This window comes from Paracoccus aminovorans (assembly GCF_900005615.1).
Lineage (GTDB): Bacteria > Pseudomonadota > Alphaproteobacteria > Rhodobacterales > Rhodobacteraceae > Paracoccus > Paracoccus aminovorans.
In genome coordinates this window covers 346,976-367,147 of the sequence record NZ_LN832562.1, presented here as the reverse complement: position 1 = coordinate 367,147, position 20,172 = coordinate 346,976, and the positions used below count along the sequence as shown (strand labels likewise).

The following is a 20,172-nucleotide window of genomic DNA, read 5'->3' as shown; positions in this document are numbered from 1 at the left end:
GCGCTCCTCTTCGGCGAGATCGAGATCAATTCGGCCATCGCTCGGATTGAAGAGGCGAGCCGCGTAAAACGGGATGCAGGACATGAGGATTCCTTTTGGCAAAGCGGGGCCGGCGGCCGGAGAACCGGCCGGGCGATTCCGACAGGATGGAAGTGGGTCAGGGCAGGGGAGGCGGGCTGACGACCGGCTCAACCTGGATGGGTTTAATGTTGCGACATTGCGTCGACCCTCGAGACATGGCTCCGCCGTTCGGAGAAGCGGCGCTTTCCGGCGGAAACTTGGTGATCAGGAAACTTCCGAGATCCGGCGACCCTCAGGCCGTTCCATCGCTCCGGATGAGATTGAGGCGACCTTGCCGAGCGGCGGCACGGCGGTCAACGGGCCGGTTTCGAGCTTGGGTGACGGGTCAAGATCGCAGGCACCGATTGCTCGGTTTGTATCAATATATTGAAATCAAAAGACTTTGCTTAGGACCGGCTACGGCAATGGCCACGAAATGGTTGTAGAAAGGACAAAAAAGAGGCCCGAATGGCCATTATTTCGGTTGTTCGACAAAGGTTACAACCGTGATGCGCCTCTCGAATGATAATCCGTATTATGTAATAAACAAGCTAAACTTGTGCCCCAACTTTTCCATCCTGTCCAAATCGCCAGCTTTCCGACAGCCTCGAATTGGCGCAAGGATAACGCGTCGGTCAGCGGTAGCTTGTTGTGGTGGTAAGCGGTTTTCGATCGCCCCGACGAAAACGGGCGAAGGTTGTGGTGGCCTTCGCCCGTTTTGTTTTCCCGCGCGCCGCTCAGCCGCGGCGAAGCTGCTCCAGCAGCGCAGCCGAAGGCTCGCCGGTCGGCGGCAGCCCGCGCGAGGTCTGATAGGCCCGGATCGCGTTAATGGTGTTCGAGCCGACATTGCCATCCACGCCCTGGGTGTCGAAGCCGCGCGCGGTCAGCAGTTGCTGCATCTCCTTGCGCTGCTCAATGCGCAGGCCCGGGTGGCTGGCCGGCCACGGGTTCGCCAGTCCCGGATAGCCTTTCAGCCGGTCGGCCAGATGCGCCACCGCCAGCGCATAGCTGTCGGCATTGTTGTAGCGCAGGATGGCATGGAAATTGCGGGTGATCAGGAAGGCCGCGCCGTCGGCGCCGCCGGGGATCAGCAACTCGGTCGAGGCACCGGCCGGCGGCAAAGGCCGCGAGGTGGCTTGGCGGACGCCCAGCGATTGCCATTCCGAGACCGAACGCCGCTTGCCCTTGCCGGCAAGGCCGGTGTTGAAACCGGCGGGCAGCGTCACCTCGACCGCGGCCGGCAGGCCGGGCTGCCAGCCGGATTTCGCCAGGTAATTCGCCGTCGAGGCCAGCGAATCCGACGGATCGTTCGACCAGATGTCGCGGCGGCCATCGCCCGTGAAATCAACGGCATAGGCTAGGTATGTGGTCGGAATGAACTGGGTATGGCCCATGGCGCCGGCCCAACTGCCGGTCATGTGGGCGGGGTCGATGTCGCCCGCTTGCAGGATCTTCAGCGAGGCCATCAGCTGGCTGCGGAAGAAGTCGCCGCGATAGCCTTCATAGGACAAGGTGGACAGCGCCTCGATCAGTGGCAGATCGCCGCGCCGCTCACCATAGGTCGATTCCATGCCCCAGACGGCAGTGACGATCTCCTTGTCGACGCCATAGGCGGCCTCGACGCGGCTCAGCACGCTGCCATATTGTCCCAGCGCGGCGCGGCCGTTGGTCTGGCGCTTTTCCGAGACCGCGTTTTCCAGGTATTCCCAGAGGGATTTCTTGAATTCGGCCTGGTTCTGGCTGCGCTTGACCACCTCGGGGTTGTAGACCACGTCGCGGAAGGCAAAATCCAGCGTGCTGTCGCTGATGCCCTGGGCGCGCGCATTGGCCTTGAAGCCGGCGATCCACTGGTTCAGCCCGGCAACCTTGGCAGCCAGCGGGTTCTGGTTGCGGCCCCATTTGATCTCCTGGCTCTGCTGCGGCACGCCGCCGCGCGGGGAATACATCCCGCCGCTGCATCCGCCCAGAACCAAGGCCAAAGCCGTCAACGTGGCCGTCAGTCGCAATGAAACCCGCATTCCCTGCCCTCGCGCATGTGTTTTCTTCAACCTAGCGTTCCCGTGATCGGGCCGAAAGGCGAAATCACGGTGGTGGCAATGCGTCGCGCATCCTGTCCTTGAATTCGTCTCGAAAGCAAATCATATATCGAGCACAATATGCTGTTATTACATGATTGGTGTCCAGACGACCTCGTCGATGCGCGGCGCGCCGGTTGCCAGCATCACCAGCCGGTCAAACCCCAGGGCGCAACCCGAGGCCGGCGGCATCTGCGCCAAGGCCGCCAGGAAATCCTCGTCCAGCGGATAACGCTCACCGTAGATTCGGGCCTTTTCCTGCATCTCCATCTCGAAGCGGCGGCGCTGTTCGGCGGGATCTGTCAACTCGCCGAAGCCGTTCGCCAGTTCGACGCCGCAGGCGTAAAGCTCGAACCGTTCGGCCTCGCGCGGCTCGTCGCCGGCCGGTCGGGCCAGCGCGGCCTCGGCGGCCGGATAGCGGTCCAGGATCAGCGGCCGGCCGTGGCCCAGATGCGGCTCGACTTTCTCGACGAGGATCCGCGACAGCATGTCGGACCAAGTGTCGTCGATGCCAAGGCGGATGCCCTGCCCCTCGGCCTGGGCGCGCAGCGCGGCGGCATCGGTCTCGGCGCCGTCGCAGGTCGCCAGCAGGTCGATGCCGGCATATTCGCGAAAGGCCTCGGCCACGCTCATTACCTGCGGAGCGGCAAAGGGATCGCATTCCGCCTGCCGGAACCGCAGCACTTTCGCCCCCGCACCTTCGGCCGCTAGCCTGAGGTATTGCGAGCAATCCTCGAAAAGAACGCGATAATCCTGTCCGGCGCGATACCATTCCAGCATGCAGAACTCGGGGCTGTGCAGCCGGCCGCGCTCGCGGTTGCGCCAGACATGGCTGAAGGCGAAAATACGCGCCTCGCCCGCCGCCAGCAGCTTCTTCATGGCGAACTCCGGGCTGGTGTGCAGATACATCGGCCGAGGCTGGCCGTCATTGCCGATCTGCCGGGTCTCGAAAGCGTGCAGATGCGCCTCGTTTCCGGGACTCACGACCAAGGCCAGCGGATCGACCTCGGTGAAACCCTGGGCGTCGAGCCAGTCGCGGAGTGCGCGCTGGATGCGGTTGCGGGCCAGCAGCAAGGGCCGGCGGCCAGCGTGGCGGTCGCGGTCCCACCAGGGCGTTTCAGGGGCGGTTTTCATCGCAGACCTCGTTTTTCGCTGCTTGCGACTGGCGCAAAGCCGCGCGAGGCGCTAAGGGAAACCATCATCGCCGGCATAGCCGGCGCGTCGGAATTTGAAAAGCAGGCAAGGGAAACCGCCTTGAAAGTCATCGCCTCCAGCCTCCGCAAAGGCAATGTCGTCGAGATCGACGGCAAGCTTCATGTCGTCCTGACGGCGACCAACTTCCACCCCGGCAAGGGTACGCCGACGACGCAAGTGGACCTGCGCCGCATCTCGGACGGCAACAAGGTGTCCGAGCGCTGGAAGACCACCGAACAGGTCGAGCGCGCCCATGTCGACGAGCGCGCTTATAATTTCCTCTATGAGGACGGCGAGGGCTTCCACTTCATGGAGCCGGAAAGCTATGAGCAGGTCGTCGTCTCGCCCGACGTGGTCGGCGACGACAAGGTGTTTCTGGAGGACGGCATCAGCGTCTTCCTGCAGGTGCATAACGGCGTCGCCATCGCCATCGAACTGCCGCAGAAGGTCACCGTCGAGGTGGTCGAGACCGAGCCGGTGGTCAAGGGCCAGACCGCCTCGTCCAGCTACAAGCCGGCGATGGCGCATAACGGCGTGCGCATCATGGTGCCGCCGCATATCGGCGTGGGCACCAAGGTCATCATCAACACCGCCGATCTGACCTATGTGGAGCGCGCCAAGGCCTGAGGTCTTGAGAGTCGCATGACGGGCGGGGCCACGGCCCTGCCCTTTTTCATGCCCTCACGGGGTCGTAGCAGCGCCGACGGTGGCCCCGGCCACGGCGCCGACGGGTCCCGCCACCACCGCGCCGCCGAGGCCGCCTGTCGCGGCGCGTTCGGTGGCATTGTTTCCGCAGGCGGCCAGCGCCAGCACCATGACGGAAGCGGCCGTCGCAAACAGGCTATGCATTCCAGTTCCTCCTCTGCGGCGACAACCCGCCGCTCTGGCAACAAGACGCGCGGAGAAGGGTCCGGGTTCCCGGGAAAGTTCCGAAGAATGCGCCGCAGGCCGCTGGCGTCAGGGGAAGATCGGCGCCAGCATCAGCCCCTCGGTCTCGGGCAGGCCCAGCATCAGGTTCGCGTTCTGCACCGCCTGCCCCGAGGAGCCCTTGCAGAGGTTGTCCAGAGTCGAGACCACCAGCGTGCGGCCCGAGATCCGATCCCCGGTCACGCCGATATGGCAGAAGTTCGAGCCCTGCACATGCGCCATCGCCGGCAGCTGGCCGAAGGGCAGCACCACGATAAAGGGCTCGTCGGCATAAGCATGGGCCAGCGCGGCATGGACCGCCTGCGGCTCGCCCTTCAGATAGCAGGATGCCAGGATGCCGCGGTTCACCGGGACCAGGTGCGGGGTGAACTGGATCTGCACCGGCCGGCCGGCCAGCAGCGAGAACTCCTGGTCGAACTCGCCCAGGTGGCGGTGCTTGCCGCCCTGGGAATAGCCGGCCACATCCTCGGAGCGTTCGGCGAACAGCATGTTTTCCTTGAGCGAGCGCCCTGCCCCGGACACGCCGTTCTTCAGGTCGCAGATGATGTCGTCGAGGTCGACCAGCCCCGATCCGATCAGCGGCCGCAGCGCGAATTGCACCGTTGCGGCATTGCAGCCGGTGCCGGCGACCAGCCGCGCGCCCTTGATCTGGTCGCGATAGAATTCGGTCAGGCCATAGACCGCCTGCGGCTGCACCTCGGGCGCGGCATGGTCGAGCCCGTACCATTTCTTGTATTCCGCCGGGTCGCGCAGCCGGAAATCGGCGCCCAGGTCGACGATCTTCACATGGCCGGGGATCTGCCCGACCAGCGGCTGGCTGAGGCCATGTGGCAAGGCGCAGAACACCAGGTCGATGGCCGAGAAGTCGATCTCTTCCATCCGGACCAGCTTTGGCAGTTTCAGGTGGCGCAGATGCGGAAAGACCTCGTCATAGCCCTGCCCCGCCTTGCGATCGGCCGACAGCGCCGCGACCTCGATCGCGGGATGCGTGGCGAGGATCCGCACGAGTTCGGCGCCCGTATAGCCCGAGGCGCCCAGGATGGCAGCTTTCAGCGTCATGTCTCGATCCCGAGGAACTTGCCGCGCCAAGGCGGCATCTGCGTGAAACGGCCCGCGCGGAGCCTGCCCGCGCAGTAGGCGCTGCGCCCCGCCGTGTCAAGGAAGGTGACCTTGGCCATCTTGTCCAGGTTAACATCATAAATACATATTAATATATTGAAATATATCAATATATTTTATTGGCATTTGTCTGGCGCAGCTCTGCTCCGTGCTGACAAGTGAACCAAAGGCAGGCCCTATATTCCCTACGGGATTGTTGGATTGCTCTGCAAACAATTTATTTCGCAAGGAAATTATAGAATTTCTCTCGAACCGCCCCTCCCGCCGGGTGGCGGCGGCCCATTTATTGCGAGACAACCGGGTGCGAATCCAATATTCCGGCACCGGCCGTGGACCAGGGAGGAAAGACATGAGTGCCACCCCCGAACGCAAGGGCCGCTTGAGCCCAGGCGACATCCGTGCCCGCAAGGGCGTCGAGCCCGTGGTCTGCCTGACCGCCTATACCACGCCGATGGCCCAGCTGGTGGACGCGCATTGCGACGTGGCGCTGGTCGGCGACAGCGTGGGGATGGTGCTGCACGGCCTGCCCTCGACCCTGGGCGTGACCATGGAGATGATGATCCTGCACGGCAAGGCGGTGGCGCGGGGCAGCAGCCGGGCCTGCATCGTCGTCGACATGCCCTTCGGCAGCTATGAGGAAGGCCCCGAACAGGCCTTCCGCAACGCGGCGCGGCTGATGGCCGAGACCGGCTGCCAGGCGGTCAAGCTGGAGGGCGGGCGGCACATGGCCGAAACCGTGGCCTTTCTGGTGGCGCGGGGCATCCCGGTCATGGGTCATGTCGGGCTGACGCCGCAATCGGTGAACACGCTGGGCGGCTACAAGGTGCAGGGCCGCAGCCATCACGAGGCCGACCGCATCCTGGTCGATGCCGGGACGCTGGCCGATGCCGGGGCTTTCGCCGTGGTGCTGGAGAAACTGCCCGCAGCCCTGGGCCGGCGCATCACGCAAGAGATCGCGGTGCCGACCATCGGCATCGGCGCCGGCGTGGATTGCGACGGGCAGGTGCTGGTCATCGACGACATGCTGGGTCTGTTCTCGGAATTCCGGCCCAAATTCGTCAAGCGCTATGCCGAGCTGGGCGCCAGCGCCGAGGCCGGCATCGCCGCCTATGCCGACGAGGTGCGCGCCCGCGCCTTCCCCGGTCCCGAACATGTCTTCGGCGAGGGCAACCCGGAATGACCGCCATCGTCCGGCCGCTGGCCGATCTGCGCGGCAGGATCCGCGCCTGGAAGGCCGCCGGCGAAAGCATCGGCATCGTTCCGACCATGGGCGCCCTGCATGACGGCCACCTGAGCCTGGTCCGCGCTGCGAAAGCCGGCTGCGACCGGGTGATCGTGACCCTGTTCGTGAACCCGCGCCAGTTCAACAATGCCGAGGATTTCGCCAAATATCCCCGCACCGAACATGCCGACGCCGCGCTGCTGGCCCCGCTGGGGGTCGATGCGCTGTTCGTGCCCGAGGGGGCCGAGGTCTATCCGCCGGACCATGCCACGGTGATTTCGGTTTCCGGCGTGACCGCGCCGCTGGAGGGCACGCATCGGCCCGGCCATTTCGACGGCGTGGCGACCGTGGTCGCGATCCTGCTGAACATGACCCAGGCCGACCGCGCCTATTTCGGCGAGAAGGACTGGCAGCAGTTGCAGCTGGTGCGCCGGCTGGTCGCGGATCTGAAACTACCGGCCGAGATCGTGCCCTGCCCCTGCGTGCGGGCCGAGGACGGGCTGGCGCTGTCCTCGCGCAATCAGCGCCTGGCGCCCGATGCCCGCGCCCGCGCCGCGGCGCTGCCGCAGGCGCTGTTCGCGGCGGCGGGGCGGATCGAGGCCGGCGAGACGCCCGGCGCCGTTCTGGAGGCGGCCCGGGCGGGGCTTGAGGCCAAGGGCATCGGCCCGGTCGAATATCTGGAGCTGCGCGACGGCGAGACGCTGGGGCCGGCGCAGCGCGGCCGGCCGGCGCGGCTGCTGGTCGCGGCCTGGCTGGACGGGGTGCGGCTGATCGACAATGTCGCGGTGGCGCTGCCCTGACCGGGTGCGCCTCGGCAGCACCGCCGCCGGGGTATCCGAAAAGCGGCGAAGGTGATCAGGGCAGCGCGTCGAAGCGCAGTTCGGCCAGGAATCCGGGATCGGCGTTCAGCAGGCGCAGCTCGCCCTGCGCGGCGTCGGCGATGTCCGAGACCACGGCAAGGCCGATGCCCTGCCCCTCGCCCGAGGGATCCAGGCTGAGGCCGCGCCGGGTCAGCGCCGCCAGATGCGGCTCGGGCACGCCGGGGCCGTCGTCGCGGATGGCGATCACCACGCGGCCGGTATCGAGGCCCACCGAGACCCGGACGCTGTCGCGGGCGTGGCGCATGGCGTTTTCCATCAGCGCGCCCATCGCCTCGGTCAGGTCGCCGGAGTCGATGCGGGCCAGGGGACCCGGCGGGGCGTCGAGCCGCCAGTCGAGTTCGGCGCCCTTGGGCGTGCGCCGCAATACGCCGATCAGCTTGGCTGCGATCGGCCCGGGGGCGGCGCCCGCGGGCGGGTGCTGGGTCTGGATGCGGGCGCGGGCCAGTTCGCGGTCGACATGGCGGCGCATCTCGGTCGCGATGGTTTCGATGCTGCGGGCGATCTCGGCCTCGCCGCGGCCACGCAACTGCGCGGCATCGCCCAGAAGCGCCTGCAGCGGCGTCTTGAAGCCATGGGCCAGATTGGCGGCGCGGGCGCGGGCGCGGCCGAGTTCCTCGTCCCGGGCGTCCAGCAGGCGGTCGATCTGTGTGGCAAGCGGGATCACCTCGGTCGGCAGATCCAGGCCGATGCGCGGCCGCGCGCCCGAAACCAGGCCGGCGACGCGGGCGCCGACCTGGGCCAGCGGCCGCAGCCCGACGGTGATCTGCACCCAGCTGGCCAGCACCAGCGCCGCCCCCAGCAGCGCCAGATAGGGCAGAAAATCGCCCAGGAAGCCCTGTTTCGCCAGCGCCAGCTGGCTGCGATCCTCGGCCACCAGGATGCGCAGCGGCACCGCCCGGGCGCCCTGCCCGACCGACAGGCTTTGCTCGACCGCCAGCAGGTCCTCGCCGCGCGGGCCGGGCAGCACCCGCACCCGGCTTTGTCCCGGAGCCGGCGCGGCCTCTGTCGTGGGCAGCGTATAATCCCAGAGCGAGCGCGAGCGGCGCATCTCGTCACCCAGCATCACCTGCCAATAATGACCCGAGAAGGGCTGGTCATAAAGCGGATCCTCGGGCGGCGGACGCAGGGCGGGACCCGCGGCGCGGCCGGGCTCGACCATGGCGACAAGGGCCAGGGCCCGGGCTTGCAGGTCGGCGGCGGCGACGCGCTCGACATGGCGCTCGAACAGCACCGACAGGCCCAGGCCCGACAGCGCCAGCGCCAGCGCGATGGCGAGTCCCGCCGCCAGCACCAGCCGCCAGCGGATGGAACGGATCACGCCGCACCCGCCGGCGCGCCGCCTTCCAGGTGGTAGCCAAAGCCGCGCCGGGTGCCGATCACACCGGGGCCCAGCTTGCGGCGCAGGCGGGTGACGATGGCCTCGACCGCATTCGTCTCGCGCGAGTCGTCGTCGCCGTAGAGATGTTCCAGCAGCTCGGTCGGCGGCACCGTGCGGTCGCGGTTCAGCGCCAGATAGGACACCAGCCGGAACTCCAGCGGCGTCACCGGCACCGGAATGCCGTCGATGGCGGCGGTCATCCGGTTCAGGTCCACGGTCAGCCGGCCGACCTGCTGCGTGGCGTTGCCACGCCCGCCTGCGCGGCGCACCAGGGCGCGGGCCCGGGCGATCAGCTCTTCCATGCGGAAGGGCTTGGGAAGGTAGTCGTCGGCGCCGGCGTCGATGCCCTCGACCCGTTCGGTCCAGGCGCCGCGCGCGGTCAGGATCAGCACCGGACTTTCGCAGCCCTCGGCCCGCCAGCGCTTCAGCACCGTCAGCCCGTCCAGGCGTGGCAGGTTCAGGTCCAGCACGATCAGGTCGTAATTCTCGGTGCCGCCGCGGAACCAGGCGCTCTCGCCGTCGGCCACGGATTCGACCAGGAAGCCGGCCGCCTTCAGCGCGCGCTCGAGGTCGGCCGAGATGCGGGGGTCGTCCTCGACGACGAGGGCGCGCATCAGCTGGGATCCTCGTCCAGGTCGATGATGCGGCCGGTGGCGGCGTCGATCTCGATCTCGATCAGCCGGCCGTCGGCAGTTACCATCTCGACCTCGTAGATCAGCATGTCATCGTCCCGCTCAAGCTCGACCTCGACCACCCGGCCCGGATGCGAATGCTGCAACCTGGCAAGCACCTCGGCAAGGGACAGGATCTGGCCCCGCGCGACGGCATCGCGGGCGAATTCGTAATCGGGAGCCGAGACATCCTGCGCCCTCGCCGCGGCAAGCGGCAGCGCCAGGACCAGGGGCAGAAGGAGAAGCTGTTTCATTTCGCCTTCATAGCCTGGAACTTCTGACAGCGGACTGACAGGTCCGTCCCGGCCTGCCGCCGCGGAATCGGCGGAATGCCGCCGATTCCGCGGCGCCTGACAGAAGGCTGACAGGCCGGGTCAGAATGCTGTCAGCCGCGCTGTGGCATCCGTCGAGTCATTCCGGTTGCGGCATTCGGGCCGCGACCCTCACCGGGCCTCCGGGCAGTCGCTGCCCGCCCCCATGCACGAAGGACAATGACCATGGCACGCAAGACCGGAACCAATTTCGCCGACGTCCTGACCGGCACCAATGCCGCCGACTGGATCGCCGGGCTGAACGGGAACGACCTGATCCGCGGCCTCGGCGGCGCCGACAGCCTGTATGGCGGCGGCGGCAACGACACCGTCCGCGGCGGCGACGGCTACGACGTGATCTTCGGGGGCGACGGCCACGACGACCTGTTCGGCGACAACGGCAACGACACCCTGTGGGGTGGCGCCGGCAATGACGAGATCGAAGGTGGCGCCGGCAACGACTGGCTGTCGGGCGGGCTCGGCGACGACGAGCTGGAGGGCGGTGCCGGCAACGACCGGCTGTTCGGCGGCCTTGGCAATGACGATCTGGAAGGCGGCCACGGCAACGACACGCTGTACGGCGGCGAGGGCAACGACGATCTGGAGGGCGATGACGGCAACGACATGATGCAGGGCGGCGCCGGTCGCGACACGCTGGACGGAGGCCGCGGCAACGACCAGCTTTGGGGCGGCGCCGGCGCCGATGTGTTCGAGTTCGAGCGTGGCCATGGCGCCGACGTGATCCGCGATTTCCAGAACGGCACCGATCGGCTGGACCTCGACGATTTCAGCCGCGCCCAGGTGCAGCAGGTGATCGACAATGCCCGGCAGATCGACGGCGACGTGGTGCTGCGGCTTTCGGCCGATACCACGGTCACGATCCGCGACATGCAGCTGAGCCAGCTGGACATGGGCGATTTCACCTTCTGATCCGGGTCTTTCCTGCCCGGTCCGTCGCCGCGTCCGCAAAGGCGCGGCGGCTTCTGGTTGCTGACCGTGCTGAGAAGGGCGCGCGGCGAACTCTGCCCATCGGATCGCAACGCAGGCCAGTCCGTCCTTGTTTCGCGAAGTGCTCGCCATGCCCGGGAGGCCGCTTTTTTGCCGCCGGGCCGGGGTTTCGACAGTGCGGATCAGATCCCGGAAATAATCCGTTGATACTTTGGAGCCCGTCCCACTTCACCCGGGAACGGGCCGCGGCACGGCTGCAAGCGGCGCAGATATGCTCCCGACCTGCGTTCAGGGCGCTCGGCGACGACCCCAGCCTCCGCTTGCCCTGAACTGGCCTTGCCAAGACACCGGCTTGGGCCGATAACCCGGTTTTAGGCAATCTGCGAGAGCCCGTGTCCGTTCCGAAGCCCCGCCCGATCACCTCGGTCTCCGGCATGGTCGATGCCGGGCTGGTCGATGCGGCCGAGGCCGGGGTGCTGGAACAGGTCGCAGCCGGTTTTCGCATCCGCATGACTGCGGCCATGCAGCGCGTCGCGGCCGCGCCCGGCGTCGCGGCGCAATTCGTGCCCGATGCGCACGAGTTGGTGACCCGCCCCGAGGAACTGGCCGATCCCATCGGCGACGCGGCCTTCAGCCCGGCGCCGGGCCTGACCCACCGCTATCCCGACCGCGTCATCCTGCATGTGACCCGCACCTGCGAGGTCTATTGCCGCTTCTGCTTCCGCCGCGAGGTGGTGGGCGAAGAGGGCAACCTGCCCGAGACCGAGCTGGCGGCCGCCCTGGATTACATTGCCCGCACCCCGGCGATCCGCGAGGTGATCCTGACCGGCGGCGACCCGATGGTGCTGTCGGCGCGGCGGATCGCGGCGCTGCTGGCGCGGCTGGAAGCGATCCCGCATGTCGACATGGCGCGTTTTCATACCCGGATTCCCGTGGTGGCGCCGCAGCGCATCGACGACGCCATGCTGGCGGCGCTACGCCCCGGGCGGCTGGCGGTCTGGGTGGTGATCCATACCAACCATGCGGCGGAACTGACCGACGAAGCGCGGGCCGCCTTGGCGCGGCTGGCCGATGCCGGGCTGCCGCTTCTGTCGCAGACGGTGCTGTTGCGCGGAGTGAACGCCGATCCCGCGGTGCTTGAGGAGCTGTTCCGGGCACTGCTGCGCAACCGGGTCAAACCCTATTACCTGCATCATTGCGACCTGGCGCGCGGGACCGGGCATTTCCGCACCACCATCGCCGAAGGGCTGGCGATCATGGCGGGCTTGCGCGGCCGGATCTCGGGTACGGCGCTGCCGCGCTATGTGCTGGACCTGCCGGGCGGACATGGCAAGGTCGGGCTGGAATCGGGCGATGCGGTGGCCGAAGGCGGCGGCCGCTGGCGCATCCGCGACTGGCGCGGAAACTGGCACGATTATTGCGATCCGCAGGGTTGAGGGCTGGGCGCGCTTCGCCCCCCGGACCCCCCGAGAGTATTTCTGGAACAAAGAAGCCCGGCGCGGAGCGTTCGGCCCCGCCTTCGGGCAGGGTCAGGCCGTGGCGGCGCGCAAGGCCTGACGGCGGGCGACGCGCTGGCGGATAGCCTCGATGTCGGTGACCGGGGTCGCGGCGAAAAGTTCGCGGGTATAGGGGTGCGAGGGCGCGGCAAAGACCGCCTCGCGCGTGCCCTGTTCGACCGCCTCGCCCTTGTGCATGACCAGAACGTCGTCGGCGATGTAGCGCACCACCGACAGGTCGTGGCTGATGAAGACATAGGCGAGGTCGTATTCCTCTTGCAGGTCGGCCAAAAGGTTCAGCACCTGCGCCTGCACCGACAGGTCCAGGGCCGAGACCGGCTCGTCCAGCACCAAGAGCGTCGGGTTCAGCATCAAGGCCCGGGCGATGGCGATGCGCTGGCGCTGCCCGCCCGAGAACATATGCGGATAGCGGTTGAAATGCTCGGCCGGCAGCCCGACCTTGACCAGCATCTCCTCGGCCCGGCGGCGGCGTTCGGCGGCGGGGGTGTCGGTGTTCAGCAGAAGCGGCTCCATTAGCACGTCGCCGATCTTCTGGCGCGGGTTCAGCGAGCCATAGGGGTTCTGGAACACCATCTGCACCTTGGAGCGCATCTCGCGCGTCAGGCCCTTGGCGATGTCGACCGGCTTGCCTTCGATCAGCAGCTCGCCCGAAGTCGCGGGGTCGATCAGCGCGATGATCCGCGCCAGCGTCGATTTGCCCGAGCCGGATTCGCCGACGATGGCCAGCGTCTTGCCGCGATCCACGGAAAAGCTGATGCCCTTGACCGCGCGGACTTCGCGCGCGCGGCGGGTCAGCGAGCCGGGGATGTGATAGTCGCGGATGATGTTCTTGCCCTGAACCACGCTCATTTCGCGGCCTCCTCGAGGAACGAGCCCACGGTGGGCAGGCGGTCGCCGGTGGCGTTTTCCGGCAGAGCCGAGAGCAGCGCCCGGGTATAGGGGTGTTTCGGCGCCTCGAACAGCGACAGCACGTCGGCTTCCTCCATCTTGCGGCCCTTGTATTGCACCTGCACCCGGTCGGCGGTTTCCGCCACCACGCCCATGTCATGGGTGATCAGGATCAGCGCCATGCCGGTCTGTTCCTGCAACTTCATCAGCAGGTCCAGGATCTGCTTCTGGATGGTCACGTCCAGCGCCGTCGTCGGCTCGTCGGCGATCAGCAGGCGCGGGCCCGTGGCGATGGCCATGGCGATCATCACCCGCTGGCATTGGCCCCCGGACATCTGATGCGGATAGGATTTCAGCTTTTCCTCGGGGTCGGGTATGCCGACCTGACGGAACAGGTCCAGCGCGCGGGCGCGCGCCGCGCGTTTCGACAAGCCGGCGTTGAAGCGCAGCACCTCCTCGATCTGGTAGCCGGTGGTGAAGCTGGGGTTCAGCGAGGCGACGGGTTCCTGGAAGATCATGGTGATCTCGCGCCCGATGACGCGGCGGCGCTGGCGCGGGGTCATCCTGAGCAGGTCCTTGCCGTCGAAGGTCATTTCATCGGCGGTCACCTGGGCGGTGTCGGGCAAAAGGCCCATCGCCGCCAGCATCGAGACCGACTTGCCCGAGCCGGATTCGCCCACGATGGCCAGCACCTCGCCCTTGTCGACGGTCACGTCGATGCCGTCCACGGCGGTGAAGCTGCCTGTCGAGGTGGCGAAGCGCACGGTCAGGTTGCGGATTGTCAGCAAGGCCATGGCTCAGCTCCGTTTCAGTTTCGGGTCGAGCGCGTCGCGCAGACCGTCGCCCATCAGGTTGATCGCCAGCACCGAGACCAGGATGGCGAGGCCGGGGAAGGTGACGACCCACCAGGCGCGCAGGATGAACTCGCGCGCCTCGGCCAGCATGGTGCCCCATTCCGAGGCCGGCGGCTGTGCGCCCATGCCGAGGAAACCCAGCGCCGCGCTGTCGAGAACCGCTGAACTGAACGAAAGCGTCGCCTGCACGATCAGCGGCGCCAGGCAGTTGGGCAGGATGGTCCTGAACATCAGCCGCAGGTTCGAGGCCCCGGCCACCTTGGCGGCGGCGACATATTCGCGCGCCTTCTCGCCCATCACCGCGGCGCGGGTCAGGCGGGCGAAATGCGGCTGGTAGACGATGGCGATGGCGATCATCGCATTGGTCAGCCCCGGCCCCAGGATGGCGACCAGCACCAGCGCCAGCAAGAGCGAGGGGAAGGCCAGCACCACGTCCATCACCCGCATGATGACGCTGTCCATCCAGCCGCCATAGAAGCCGGCGATCAGCCCGATGATGATGCCGCCGGTCAGGGCGATGGCGACGACGACGATGCCGATGAACAGCGAATATTGCGCGCCATAGATCAGCCGCGACAGCATGTCCCGGCCGACGGCGTCGGTGCCCAGCAGGAAGCCGGCCCGGCCGCCCTCCTGCCAGATCGGCGGCACCAGCAGCGCGTCGCGGTATTGCTGCGTCGGATCGTGCGGCGCCAGCAGCGGCGCGAGGAACGCGGTCAGCACCAAGAGCACGAAGACCACGAGCCCGATCACGGCGCCCCGGTTCTGGCTGAAATAGAACCAGAACTCCTTGATCTGCCGGCGCCGGATGGCCGCATCCGAGAGTTTCACGGTGGTATCGGTCATTTGTGCCGGATCCTCGGGTTGATGAGACCATAGGTCAGGTCGACGATCAGGTTCACGATCATCACGATGCCGGCGATCAGCAGCAGGCCCGACTGCACCACCGGATAGTCGCGACGGCTGATGGAATCGATCATCCACTTGCCGATGCCGGGCCAGGAAAAGATCGTTTCGGTCAGGATGGTGCCGGCCATCAGCACCCCGATCTGCAACCCGATGGTGGTGATGACCGGAATCATCGCATTGCGCAGCGCATGAACCCCGATCACGCGCCGCGGCGACAGGCCCTTGGCGCGGGCGGTGCGGACGTAATCCTCGCCCATCACTTCCAGCATGGCGGAACGGGTCTGGCGCGCGATCACTGCCAGCGGGATGGTCGCCAGCACGATCGAGGGCAGGATCAGGTGGCTGACGGCCGAGGCGAAGGCACCCTTGTCGCCCGAGATCAGGCTGTCGATCAGCATGAAGCCGGTGACCTGTGGGAAGAAATATATCAGCGAGATGCGGCCCGACACCGGCGTCCAGCCCAGCACGCCGGAAAACAGGATGATCAGCAAAAGCCCCCACCAGAAGATCGGCATGGAGAACCCGATCAGCGCTCCGGTCATCGAGATCTGGTCGAACCAACTGCCGCGCTTGATCGCCGCGATTACGCCCACCGGCACGCCCACCGCCGTGGCGATGACGATGGCGCAAAGGCCCAGTTCGACCGTGGCCGGGAAAAGGGCCAGGAACTCGGTCAGCACCGGCTTTTTCGTCACCAGCGAATTGCCCAGGTCGCCCTGAAGCAGGTTGCCGAGATACTGCAGGTACTGCTGCCAGATCGGCTTGTCATAGCCAAGCTGCGCCGCGATCTGGGCGTAACGCTCGGGCGAGACGCCGCGCTCGCCGGCCATCAGCAGCACCGGGTCGCCGGGCAGCAGCCGGATGAAGCCGAAGGCCACCAGCGTGATCCCCAGCATGGTGGGGATCAGGTAAAGCAGCTTGGAGAGAATGAATTTCAGCATCGGACCTTGATCCAAAAGGGCCGCGCGGGGGCAGGACCCCGGCACGGCCGCTGTCGAGAAAGCCGGGCGTTACTCGGCCAGATCGACGTTTTCAAACGTGTAGTCCCCCAGAGGCGACTGCACGAAACCGGTCACGTCCTTGCGCATCGGCACGTATTGCGTCGAATGCGCCAGCGTGGCCCAGGGCTCGGCCTTCTTGAAGATGACCTGCGCCTCTTCGTAAAGCTTGACCCGCTCGTCATGGTCGGAGCTGGCCTTGGCCTTGGCGAGGATGTCCGAGAATTCCTTGTCGCACCAATAGGCGCGGTTCGCCCCGCCGGGGGTGGCCGCGGCGCAGCTGAGCAGCACCGACAGGAAGTTGTCCGGGTCGCCGTTGTCGCCGGTCCAGCCCAGGATGACGGCGCCCTTGCGGCCCTCTTCCATGGATTTCTTCAGGTATTCGCCCCATTCGTAGCTGACGATGTCGACCTTGACGCCGATCTTCGAGAAATCGTTCTGGATCAGCTCGGCGGTGCGGCGGGCGTTGGGCATATAGGGGCGCTGCACCGGCATCGCCCAGACCTCCATCGACAGGTCCTTGACGCCGGCGGCCTCCAACGCGGCCTTGGCGGCCTCGGGGTCGTATTTGTCGTCCTCGATGGCGTCGTTATAGCCCCACATCGTCGGCGGGATCGGGTTCTTGGCGACCACCGCGCTGCCTTGGTAGACCGCATCGACGATGGCCTTCTTGTCGATGGCCATGTTCAGCGCCTTGCGCACCTCGGGCTTGTCGAAGGGCGCGACGGTGGTGTTATAGGCCAGATAACCCACGTTCAGCCCGGCCTGCTCGTCCATCTTGAGATTGGGGTCGGCCTTGATCTCGGCCAGGTCGGCGGGCGCGGGATAGGGCATCAGGTGGCATTCGCCGGCCTTGAGCTTTTGCAGCCGCACCGAGGCGTCGGGGGTGATGGCAAAGACCAGGTCGTCGATCTTGGGCGCCTCGCCCCAATAGTCGGCGTTCTTCTGGTAGCGGATCACGGCGTCCTTCTGATAGGCGACGAACTTGAAGGGGCCGGTGCCGATGGGCGCGTTGTTCAGGTCCTCGCGGGTGCCGGCGGCGTCCAGGGCGTCGGCGTATTCCTTGGACAGGATCGACACGAAGGGCATCGCCACATTGGCGATGAACGGCGCCTCGGGCTGGTTCAGGGTGAATTTCACCGTATGGTCGTCGATCTTCTCGATGGACTTGATCAGCTTGTCCATCTCCATCGAGGAATAATATTCGTAGGTCACGCCGGGGATGTATTCGTGCCAGGGATGGTCGGCCTTGGCCTGGCGCTCGAAGGTGAAGATCACGTCGTCGGCGTTGAAGTCGCGGCTGGGGGTGAACTTGTCGTTCGCGTGGAATTTCACGCCCTGGCGCAGGTGGAAGGTGTATTCCAGCCCGTCCTCGCTGACGTCCCAGGTCTCGGCGAGCGCCGGCTCGACCTCGGTGGTGCCGGGCTTGAACTGCACCAGGCGGTTGTAGACCGCATGGCCCGAGGCGTCGAAGGTCGTCCCCGAGGTATAGGGGGCGGGGTCGAAGCCTTCGGGCGAGCCCTCCGAGCAATAGACGAAGGTCTTCGCACTGAGCGGCGTCGCGGCGGCAAGCGCCAGTGCCGAGGCCGCAAGCAGGCGGGTGGAAAAGAACGACATCGTGCCTCCCATACTGGACGATTTGTTATCGCTGTTCCCTGATGCAAACGAATCTGCCTGACAGGTCAAGGGCCGTGCCGGGATTTATCGGCGTTCTTTCGCGGTGACGCGACGAAACGTCCGGAATGACCGCCGGTTTCCGGCATTTTGTCCGTCACGCACAAACCGGGCCGGCCGGTTCCGCCGCGCGACGGCCGCGACCGCAACCTCGGTCGGGTCGGGCAGCGGGATGATTCTGGGCATCTCCGGCGCGGCCGGGCCGCGGTGTCACCGGCGCGGGACCAGCAGTGTCACCGCCAGATAGAGCCCCGCCGCCGCGAAAAGCAGCGCCCAGAGCGGGCTGCCCGCAGCCAGTTCCACCCCGGCCCAGGCCAGTGGCAGCAGCACGCAAAGCACGCGGACCCACAGGCGGCGAAAGAACGGGTGGCGGGGATCGACCAGCATGGCGACAGGCTAGCGCAGCCCGGGGGCGGATGCCATGCCCTTGCGGCCCGGGATTGCCGGCAGGGTCAGCCCATGCCCAGCGGGTCGCGGCGGTGCTTGGCTCGGGCCTCGTCCTGGCGCAGGCTCCAGATCGCGACCGCGCCCCAGGTCAGGCAATAGGCGCCGCCGATGCCGAGCACCATCCAGCCGGGGATGGGACCGATGGCCGCGCGTTCCAGCAACTGGCCCGGCCGTTCCAGCGCGGTCGGATGCACCGCCAGCTTGCCCAGATAGGCGGCGGTCTGGATCAGCAGGATCCAGAAATAGTTGCGCCGGATGCGCCGTCCGATGGCCGTGCGCATGCTGACGTGATAGACGGGCCGGCGATAGTCCCCGGCCAGCCGGTCCTGCCATCCGGTGGTCATACGCACGTCGCCCTCGCTCAGCATGGGCGCGACGAAATTCAGCTCCATCCAGCGGCAGCGCGCGCGCCAGACGTTGAAATAGCGATAGCGCCGCGCTTCCAGCATCAGGAAGAAGATGATCAGGATGCCGACCAGCACCAGCGGCAGCGGCGAGGCCTGGGGCGAGGAATAGGTGATCGACAGCGCCACGCCCAGGGTCACCACCGACCAGTTGGTGGTGGTGTCCAGCCGCGTGCGCCAGATCGTCGAGCGATAGATCTCGGCGCGATAGAGATGGGCCATGACGCCCATCTCGGCCGAATCCAGCGGCTTGCGGCAATTGTCCGGTCCGTCCATCCGCGCGTCCCCCCGTGGCAAGCTTGGCAGCGGATGCGGCTTTGGGCAAGTGCCGGATAAAGCGGCAGTCAGCGCTTGCGGACGAACTCGCAGCGCAGCACCAGGCCCTTGACCTGGTCGTGTCGGCAGTCGATCTCTTCGGGATTCTCGGTCAGTCGGATCGAGCGGATCACCGTGCCCTGCTTCAGCACCGTGCTGGTGCCCTTGACCTTCAGGTCTTTGATCAGCGTGACCGAATCGCCGTCGGCCAGCGCATTGCCGGCGGCGTCGCGCACGACCACCGCCGCCTCGGCGGCCAGTTCCGAGGCCGGGCGCCATTCGCCGCTCGCCTCGTCATAGACGTAATCCTCATCTGCCACGGCAATGCCTTTCTGCGCTGGACCGCCCCCGCGCTAGCAATTCCGCGGGCCTGCGGCAAGCCTTGGCGCCCTTCGGGGCCGCAGGTCGGAATTCACGCCGGAATCACGCCCCGCCGCTAGGGCTGTGAAAAACCCGAGGCGTGAAAGGACATCCGCAAGACCATGGACCAACTCTGCCGCCGCAGCCAGGACCTGACCGCAAGCTGGCAGCGCCATGACTGGCGCGAAAGTTTCTTCGCCCCCGGCCTCGTCATCCTGCAGGCCCTGACCCAGGACGGCCGCACCGCCAGCGGCGCCGGCGCCACCCGCGACGAGGCCTTCGGCCGCTGCCTGGGCGAGACCGCGGAAATCCTGGCGCTGGCCCGGCATCGCCGCGGCGGCGGCGGCTTCGATCCCTGGCGCGACGGCATCGCCGCCCATCCCGACCCGGTGCTGGCCTGCGCGGCCGCCCGCAACGAGGCCTGCGAGCGCGCCGCCGTCGCCGACTGGTGGCTGGGGCACGAGCCGGCGGCGCCGGTCTCGGCGGCCTGGATCGCGCAGGCGGGCATCGCCGCCGGGCTGGATGCGATGCGGCAGGGCGCGGCGCTGCGCCGGCGCACCGACTGGTGGCAGATCCGCAGCGGCTGCGAACCCTGCGTGATGGTCTGCCGCAGCGTCAGCCTGGAAGGCCAGGACCCGATCCTGGGCTTCGGCTGCCACGAGGACCCGGTCGTCGCCGCCGAAAAGGCGCTGCGCGAGCTGCTGCTGATGGAGATGAACCTGATGGAGCTGCTGGCGGCACGGGGCACCGGCGACGAAAGCGGCTTGCAAGAGGTGCGGGCCCGCATCCGCGGTTATGCCCTGCACGCGCCGCGACTGTTTCCCGATGCCGCCGAGGAACTGCCGGCCGCGCCCTGCGCCCTGGTGCGGGATTTCCAGCCGCAGCCGGAGTGCCGCGAGATTTCGGAATGCGGCGACGAATTCAGCGTCTGGCTTTGCCGGCCCGGGACGCCAAGCCCCCTTTTCACCGAGGCCACCGGCCTGCCATATTTGTGAGGAGTCCGGACCATGCGCCAAGGCA

22 protein-coding genes are annotated in these 20,172 nt (G+C 67.0%); 6 read left to right on the top strand and 16 right to left on the bottom strand.

The genetic code is table 11. From position 1 onward, the window contains the following. Window positions 1-797 precede the first annotated feature (797 nt). A complete protein-coding gene (locus tag JCM7685_RS17745) occupies window positions 798-2,078 on the bottom strand; it encodes a lytic murein transglycosylase (protein ID WP_074970349.1) in 1,281 nt (426 codons plus the stop codon). Window positions 2,079-2,225: 147 nt separating this feature from the next. Next, on the bottom strand, window positions 2,226-3,269 hold the full coding sequence (gene epmA / locus JCM7685_RS17740; protein ID WP_074970346.1) for an EF-P lysine aminoacylase EpmA: 1,044 nt from the start codon (window positions 3,267-3,269) through the stop codon (window positions 2,226-2,228). Between the two features lie 120 nt (window positions 3,270-3,389). Between epmA and efp the strand changes: the two genes are divergently transcribed. Continuing rightward, a complete protein-coding gene (gene efp, locus JCM7685_RS17735) occupies window positions 3,390-3,956 on the top strand; it encodes an elongation factor P (RefSeq protein ID WP_062562355.1) in 567 nt (188 codons plus the stop codon). Between the two features lie 54 nt (window positions 3,957-4,010). Here the strand turns inward: efp and JCM7685_RS19950 are convergent, their stop codons facing one another. The 3 genes from JCM7685_RS19950 to JCM7685_RS20585 all read right to left on the bottom strand — a co-directional run bounded on the left by JCM7685_RS19950 (window position 4,011) and on the right by JCM7685_RS20585 (window position 5,434). Next, on the bottom strand, window positions 4,011-4,178 hold the full coding sequence (locus tag JCM7685_RS19950; protein WP_170848974.1) for a hypothetical protein: 168 nt from the start codon (window positions 4,176-4,178) through the stop codon (window positions 4,011-4,013). 108 nt (window positions 4,179-4,286) lie between these two features. After that, window positions 4,287-5,315 (bottom strand): N-acetyl-gamma-glutamyl-phosphate reductase, encoded by a 1,029-nt coding sequence (gene argC, locus JCM7685_RS17730; RefSeq protein WP_074970344.1) that lies wholly within the window; start codon window positions 5,313-5,315, stop codon window positions 4,287-4,289. Continuing rightward, on the bottom strand, window positions 5,312-5,434 hold the full coding sequence (locus JCM7685_RS20585; protein WP_269458842.1) for a hypothetical protein: 123 nt from the start codon (window positions 5,432-5,434) through the stop codon (window positions 5,312-5,314). The genes argC and JCM7685_RS20585 overlap by 4 nt, the downstream gene beginning before the upstream one ends. A 290-nt stretch (window positions 5,435-5,724) precedes the next feature. Between JCM7685_RS20585 and panB the strand changes: the two genes are divergently transcribed. Beyond that, on the top strand, window positions 5,725-6,555 hold the full coding sequence (gene panB / locus JCM7685_RS17725) for a 3-methyl-2-oxobutanoate hydroxymethyltransferase (protein WP_074970342.1): 831 nt from the start codon (window positions 5,725-5,727) through the stop codon (window positions 6,553-6,555). Next, the gene (gene panC, locus JCM7685_RS17720; RefSeq protein ID WP_074970340.1) at window positions 6,552-7,397 is read left to right on the top strand and encodes a pantoate--beta-alanine ligase; all 846 of its coding nucleotides are present in this window, start codon (window positions 6,552-6,554) and stop codon (window positions 7,395-7,397) included. Before panB ends, panC begins: the two co-directional genes overlap by 4 nt. Window positions 7,398-7,452: 55 nt before the next feature. Here the strand turns inward: panC and JCM7685_RS17715 are convergent, their stop codons facing one another. From JCM7685_RS17715 to JCM7685_RS17705, 3 genes are read right to left on the bottom strand one after another with little or no spacing between them, the layout of a single operon-like run. Next, window positions 7,453-8,796 (bottom strand): sensor histidine kinase, encoded by a 1,344-nt coding sequence (locus tag JCM7685_RS17715; protein ID WP_074970338.1) that lies wholly within the window; start codon window positions 8,794-8,796, stop codon window positions 7,453-7,455. Further along, window positions 8,793-9,470 carry a response regulator transcription factor gene (locus JCM7685_RS17710; protein WP_074970336.1) on the bottom strand — a complete coding sequence of 226 codons (678 nt, stop codon included), beginning with the start codon at window positions 9,468-9,470 and terminating at the stop codon, window positions 8,793-8,795. Before JCM7685_RS17710 ends, JCM7685_RS17715 begins: the two co-directional genes overlap by 4 nt. Beyond that, window positions 9,470-9,781, bottom strand: a complete 312-nt coding sequence (locus tag JCM7685_RS17705) for a PepSY domain-containing protein (protein ID WP_074970334.1) — start codon at window positions 9,779-9,781, stop codon at window positions 9,470-9,472. The genes JCM7685_RS17710 and JCM7685_RS17705 overlap by 1 nt, the downstream gene beginning before the upstream one ends. A 243-nt stretch (window positions 9,782-10,024) precedes the next feature. On the opposite strand from JCM7685_RS17705, the gene JCM7685_RS17700 reads away from it, so the two are divergent. Next, window positions 10,025-10,768, top strand: coding sequence for a calcium-binding protein (locus JCM7685_RS17700; RefSeq protein ID WP_231964751.1), 744 nt, complete (start codon window positions 10,025-10,027; stop codon window positions 10,766-10,768). A gap of 452 nt (window positions 10,769-11,220) precedes the next feature. Beyond that, window positions 11,221-12,222, top strand: coding sequence for a lysine-2,3-aminomutase-like protein (locus JCM7685_RS17695; protein WP_074970332.1), 1,002 nt, complete (start codon window positions 11,221-11,223; stop codon window positions 12,220-12,222). A 93-nt stretch (window positions 12,223-12,315) separates the two neighbouring features. Here the strand turns inward: JCM7685_RS17695 and JCM7685_RS17690 are convergent, their stop codons facing one another. From JCM7685_RS17690 to JCM7685_RS17660, 8 genes are all read right to left on the bottom strand, one after another. Next, on the bottom strand, window positions 12,316-13,152 hold the full coding sequence (locus tag JCM7685_RS17690; protein ID WP_074970330.1) for an ATP-binding cassette domain-containing protein: 837 nt from the start codon (window positions 13,150-13,152) through the stop codon (window positions 12,316-12,318). Continuing rightward, window positions 13,149-13,985 (bottom strand): ABC transporter ATP-binding protein, encoded by an 837-nt coding sequence (locus JCM7685_RS17685; protein WP_074970328.1) that lies wholly within the window; start codon window positions 13,983-13,985, stop codon window positions 13,149-13,151. The genes JCM7685_RS17690 and JCM7685_RS17685 overlap by 4 nt, the downstream gene beginning before the upstream one ends. Window positions 13,986-13,988: 3 nt before the next feature. Beyond that, window positions 13,989-14,891 carry an ABC transporter permease subunit gene (locus JCM7685_RS17680; protein WP_074970326.1) on the bottom strand — a complete coding sequence of 301 codons (903 nt, stop codon included), beginning with the start codon at window positions 14,889-14,891 and terminating at the stop codon, window positions 13,989-13,991. Next, complete coding sequence (locus tag JCM7685_RS17675) at window positions 14,888-15,895, bottom strand: ABC transporter permease subunit (protein WP_074970324.1); 1,008 nt, start codon at window positions 15,893-15,895, stop codon at window positions 14,888-14,890. Before JCM7685_RS17675 ends, JCM7685_RS17680 begins: the two co-directional genes overlap by 4 nt. A 69-nt stretch (window positions 15,896-15,964) precedes the next feature. Then, complete coding sequence (locus JCM7685_RS17670; RefSeq protein WP_074970322.1) at window positions 15,965-17,569, bottom strand: ABC transporter substrate-binding protein; 1,605 nt, start codon at window positions 17,567-17,569, stop codon at window positions 15,965-15,967. Window positions 17,570-17,836: 267 nt separating this feature from the next. Continuing rightward, complete coding sequence (locus JCM7685_RS19945) at window positions 17,837-18,013, bottom strand: hypothetical protein (RefSeq protein ID WP_170848975.1); 177 nt, start codon at window positions 18,011-18,013, stop codon at window positions 17,837-17,839. A 65-nt stretch (window positions 18,014-18,078) separates the two neighbouring features. Further along, window positions 18,079-18,753, bottom strand: a complete 675-nt coding sequence (locus tag JCM7685_RS17665; RefSeq protein WP_074970320.1) for a DUF2270 domain-containing protein — start codon at window positions 18,751-18,753, stop codon at window positions 18,079-18,081. 68 nt (window positions 18,754-18,821) lie between these two features. Then, window positions 18,822-19,118, bottom strand: coding sequence for a zinc ribbon domain-containing protein YjdM (locus tag JCM7685_RS17660; protein ID WP_074970318.1), 297 nt, complete (start codon window positions 19,116-19,118; stop codon window positions 18,822-18,824). A 156-nt stretch (window positions 19,119-19,274) separates the two neighbouring features. Between JCM7685_RS17660 and JCM7685_RS17655 the strand changes: the two genes are divergently transcribed. Beyond that, the gene (locus JCM7685_RS17655) at window positions 19,275-20,147 is read left to right on the top strand and encodes a YcaO-like family protein (RefSeq protein WP_074970316.1); all 873 of its coding nucleotides are present in this window, start codon (window positions 19,275-19,277) and stop codon (window positions 20,145-20,147) included. Window positions 20,148-20,172 lie beyond the last annotated feature (25 nt).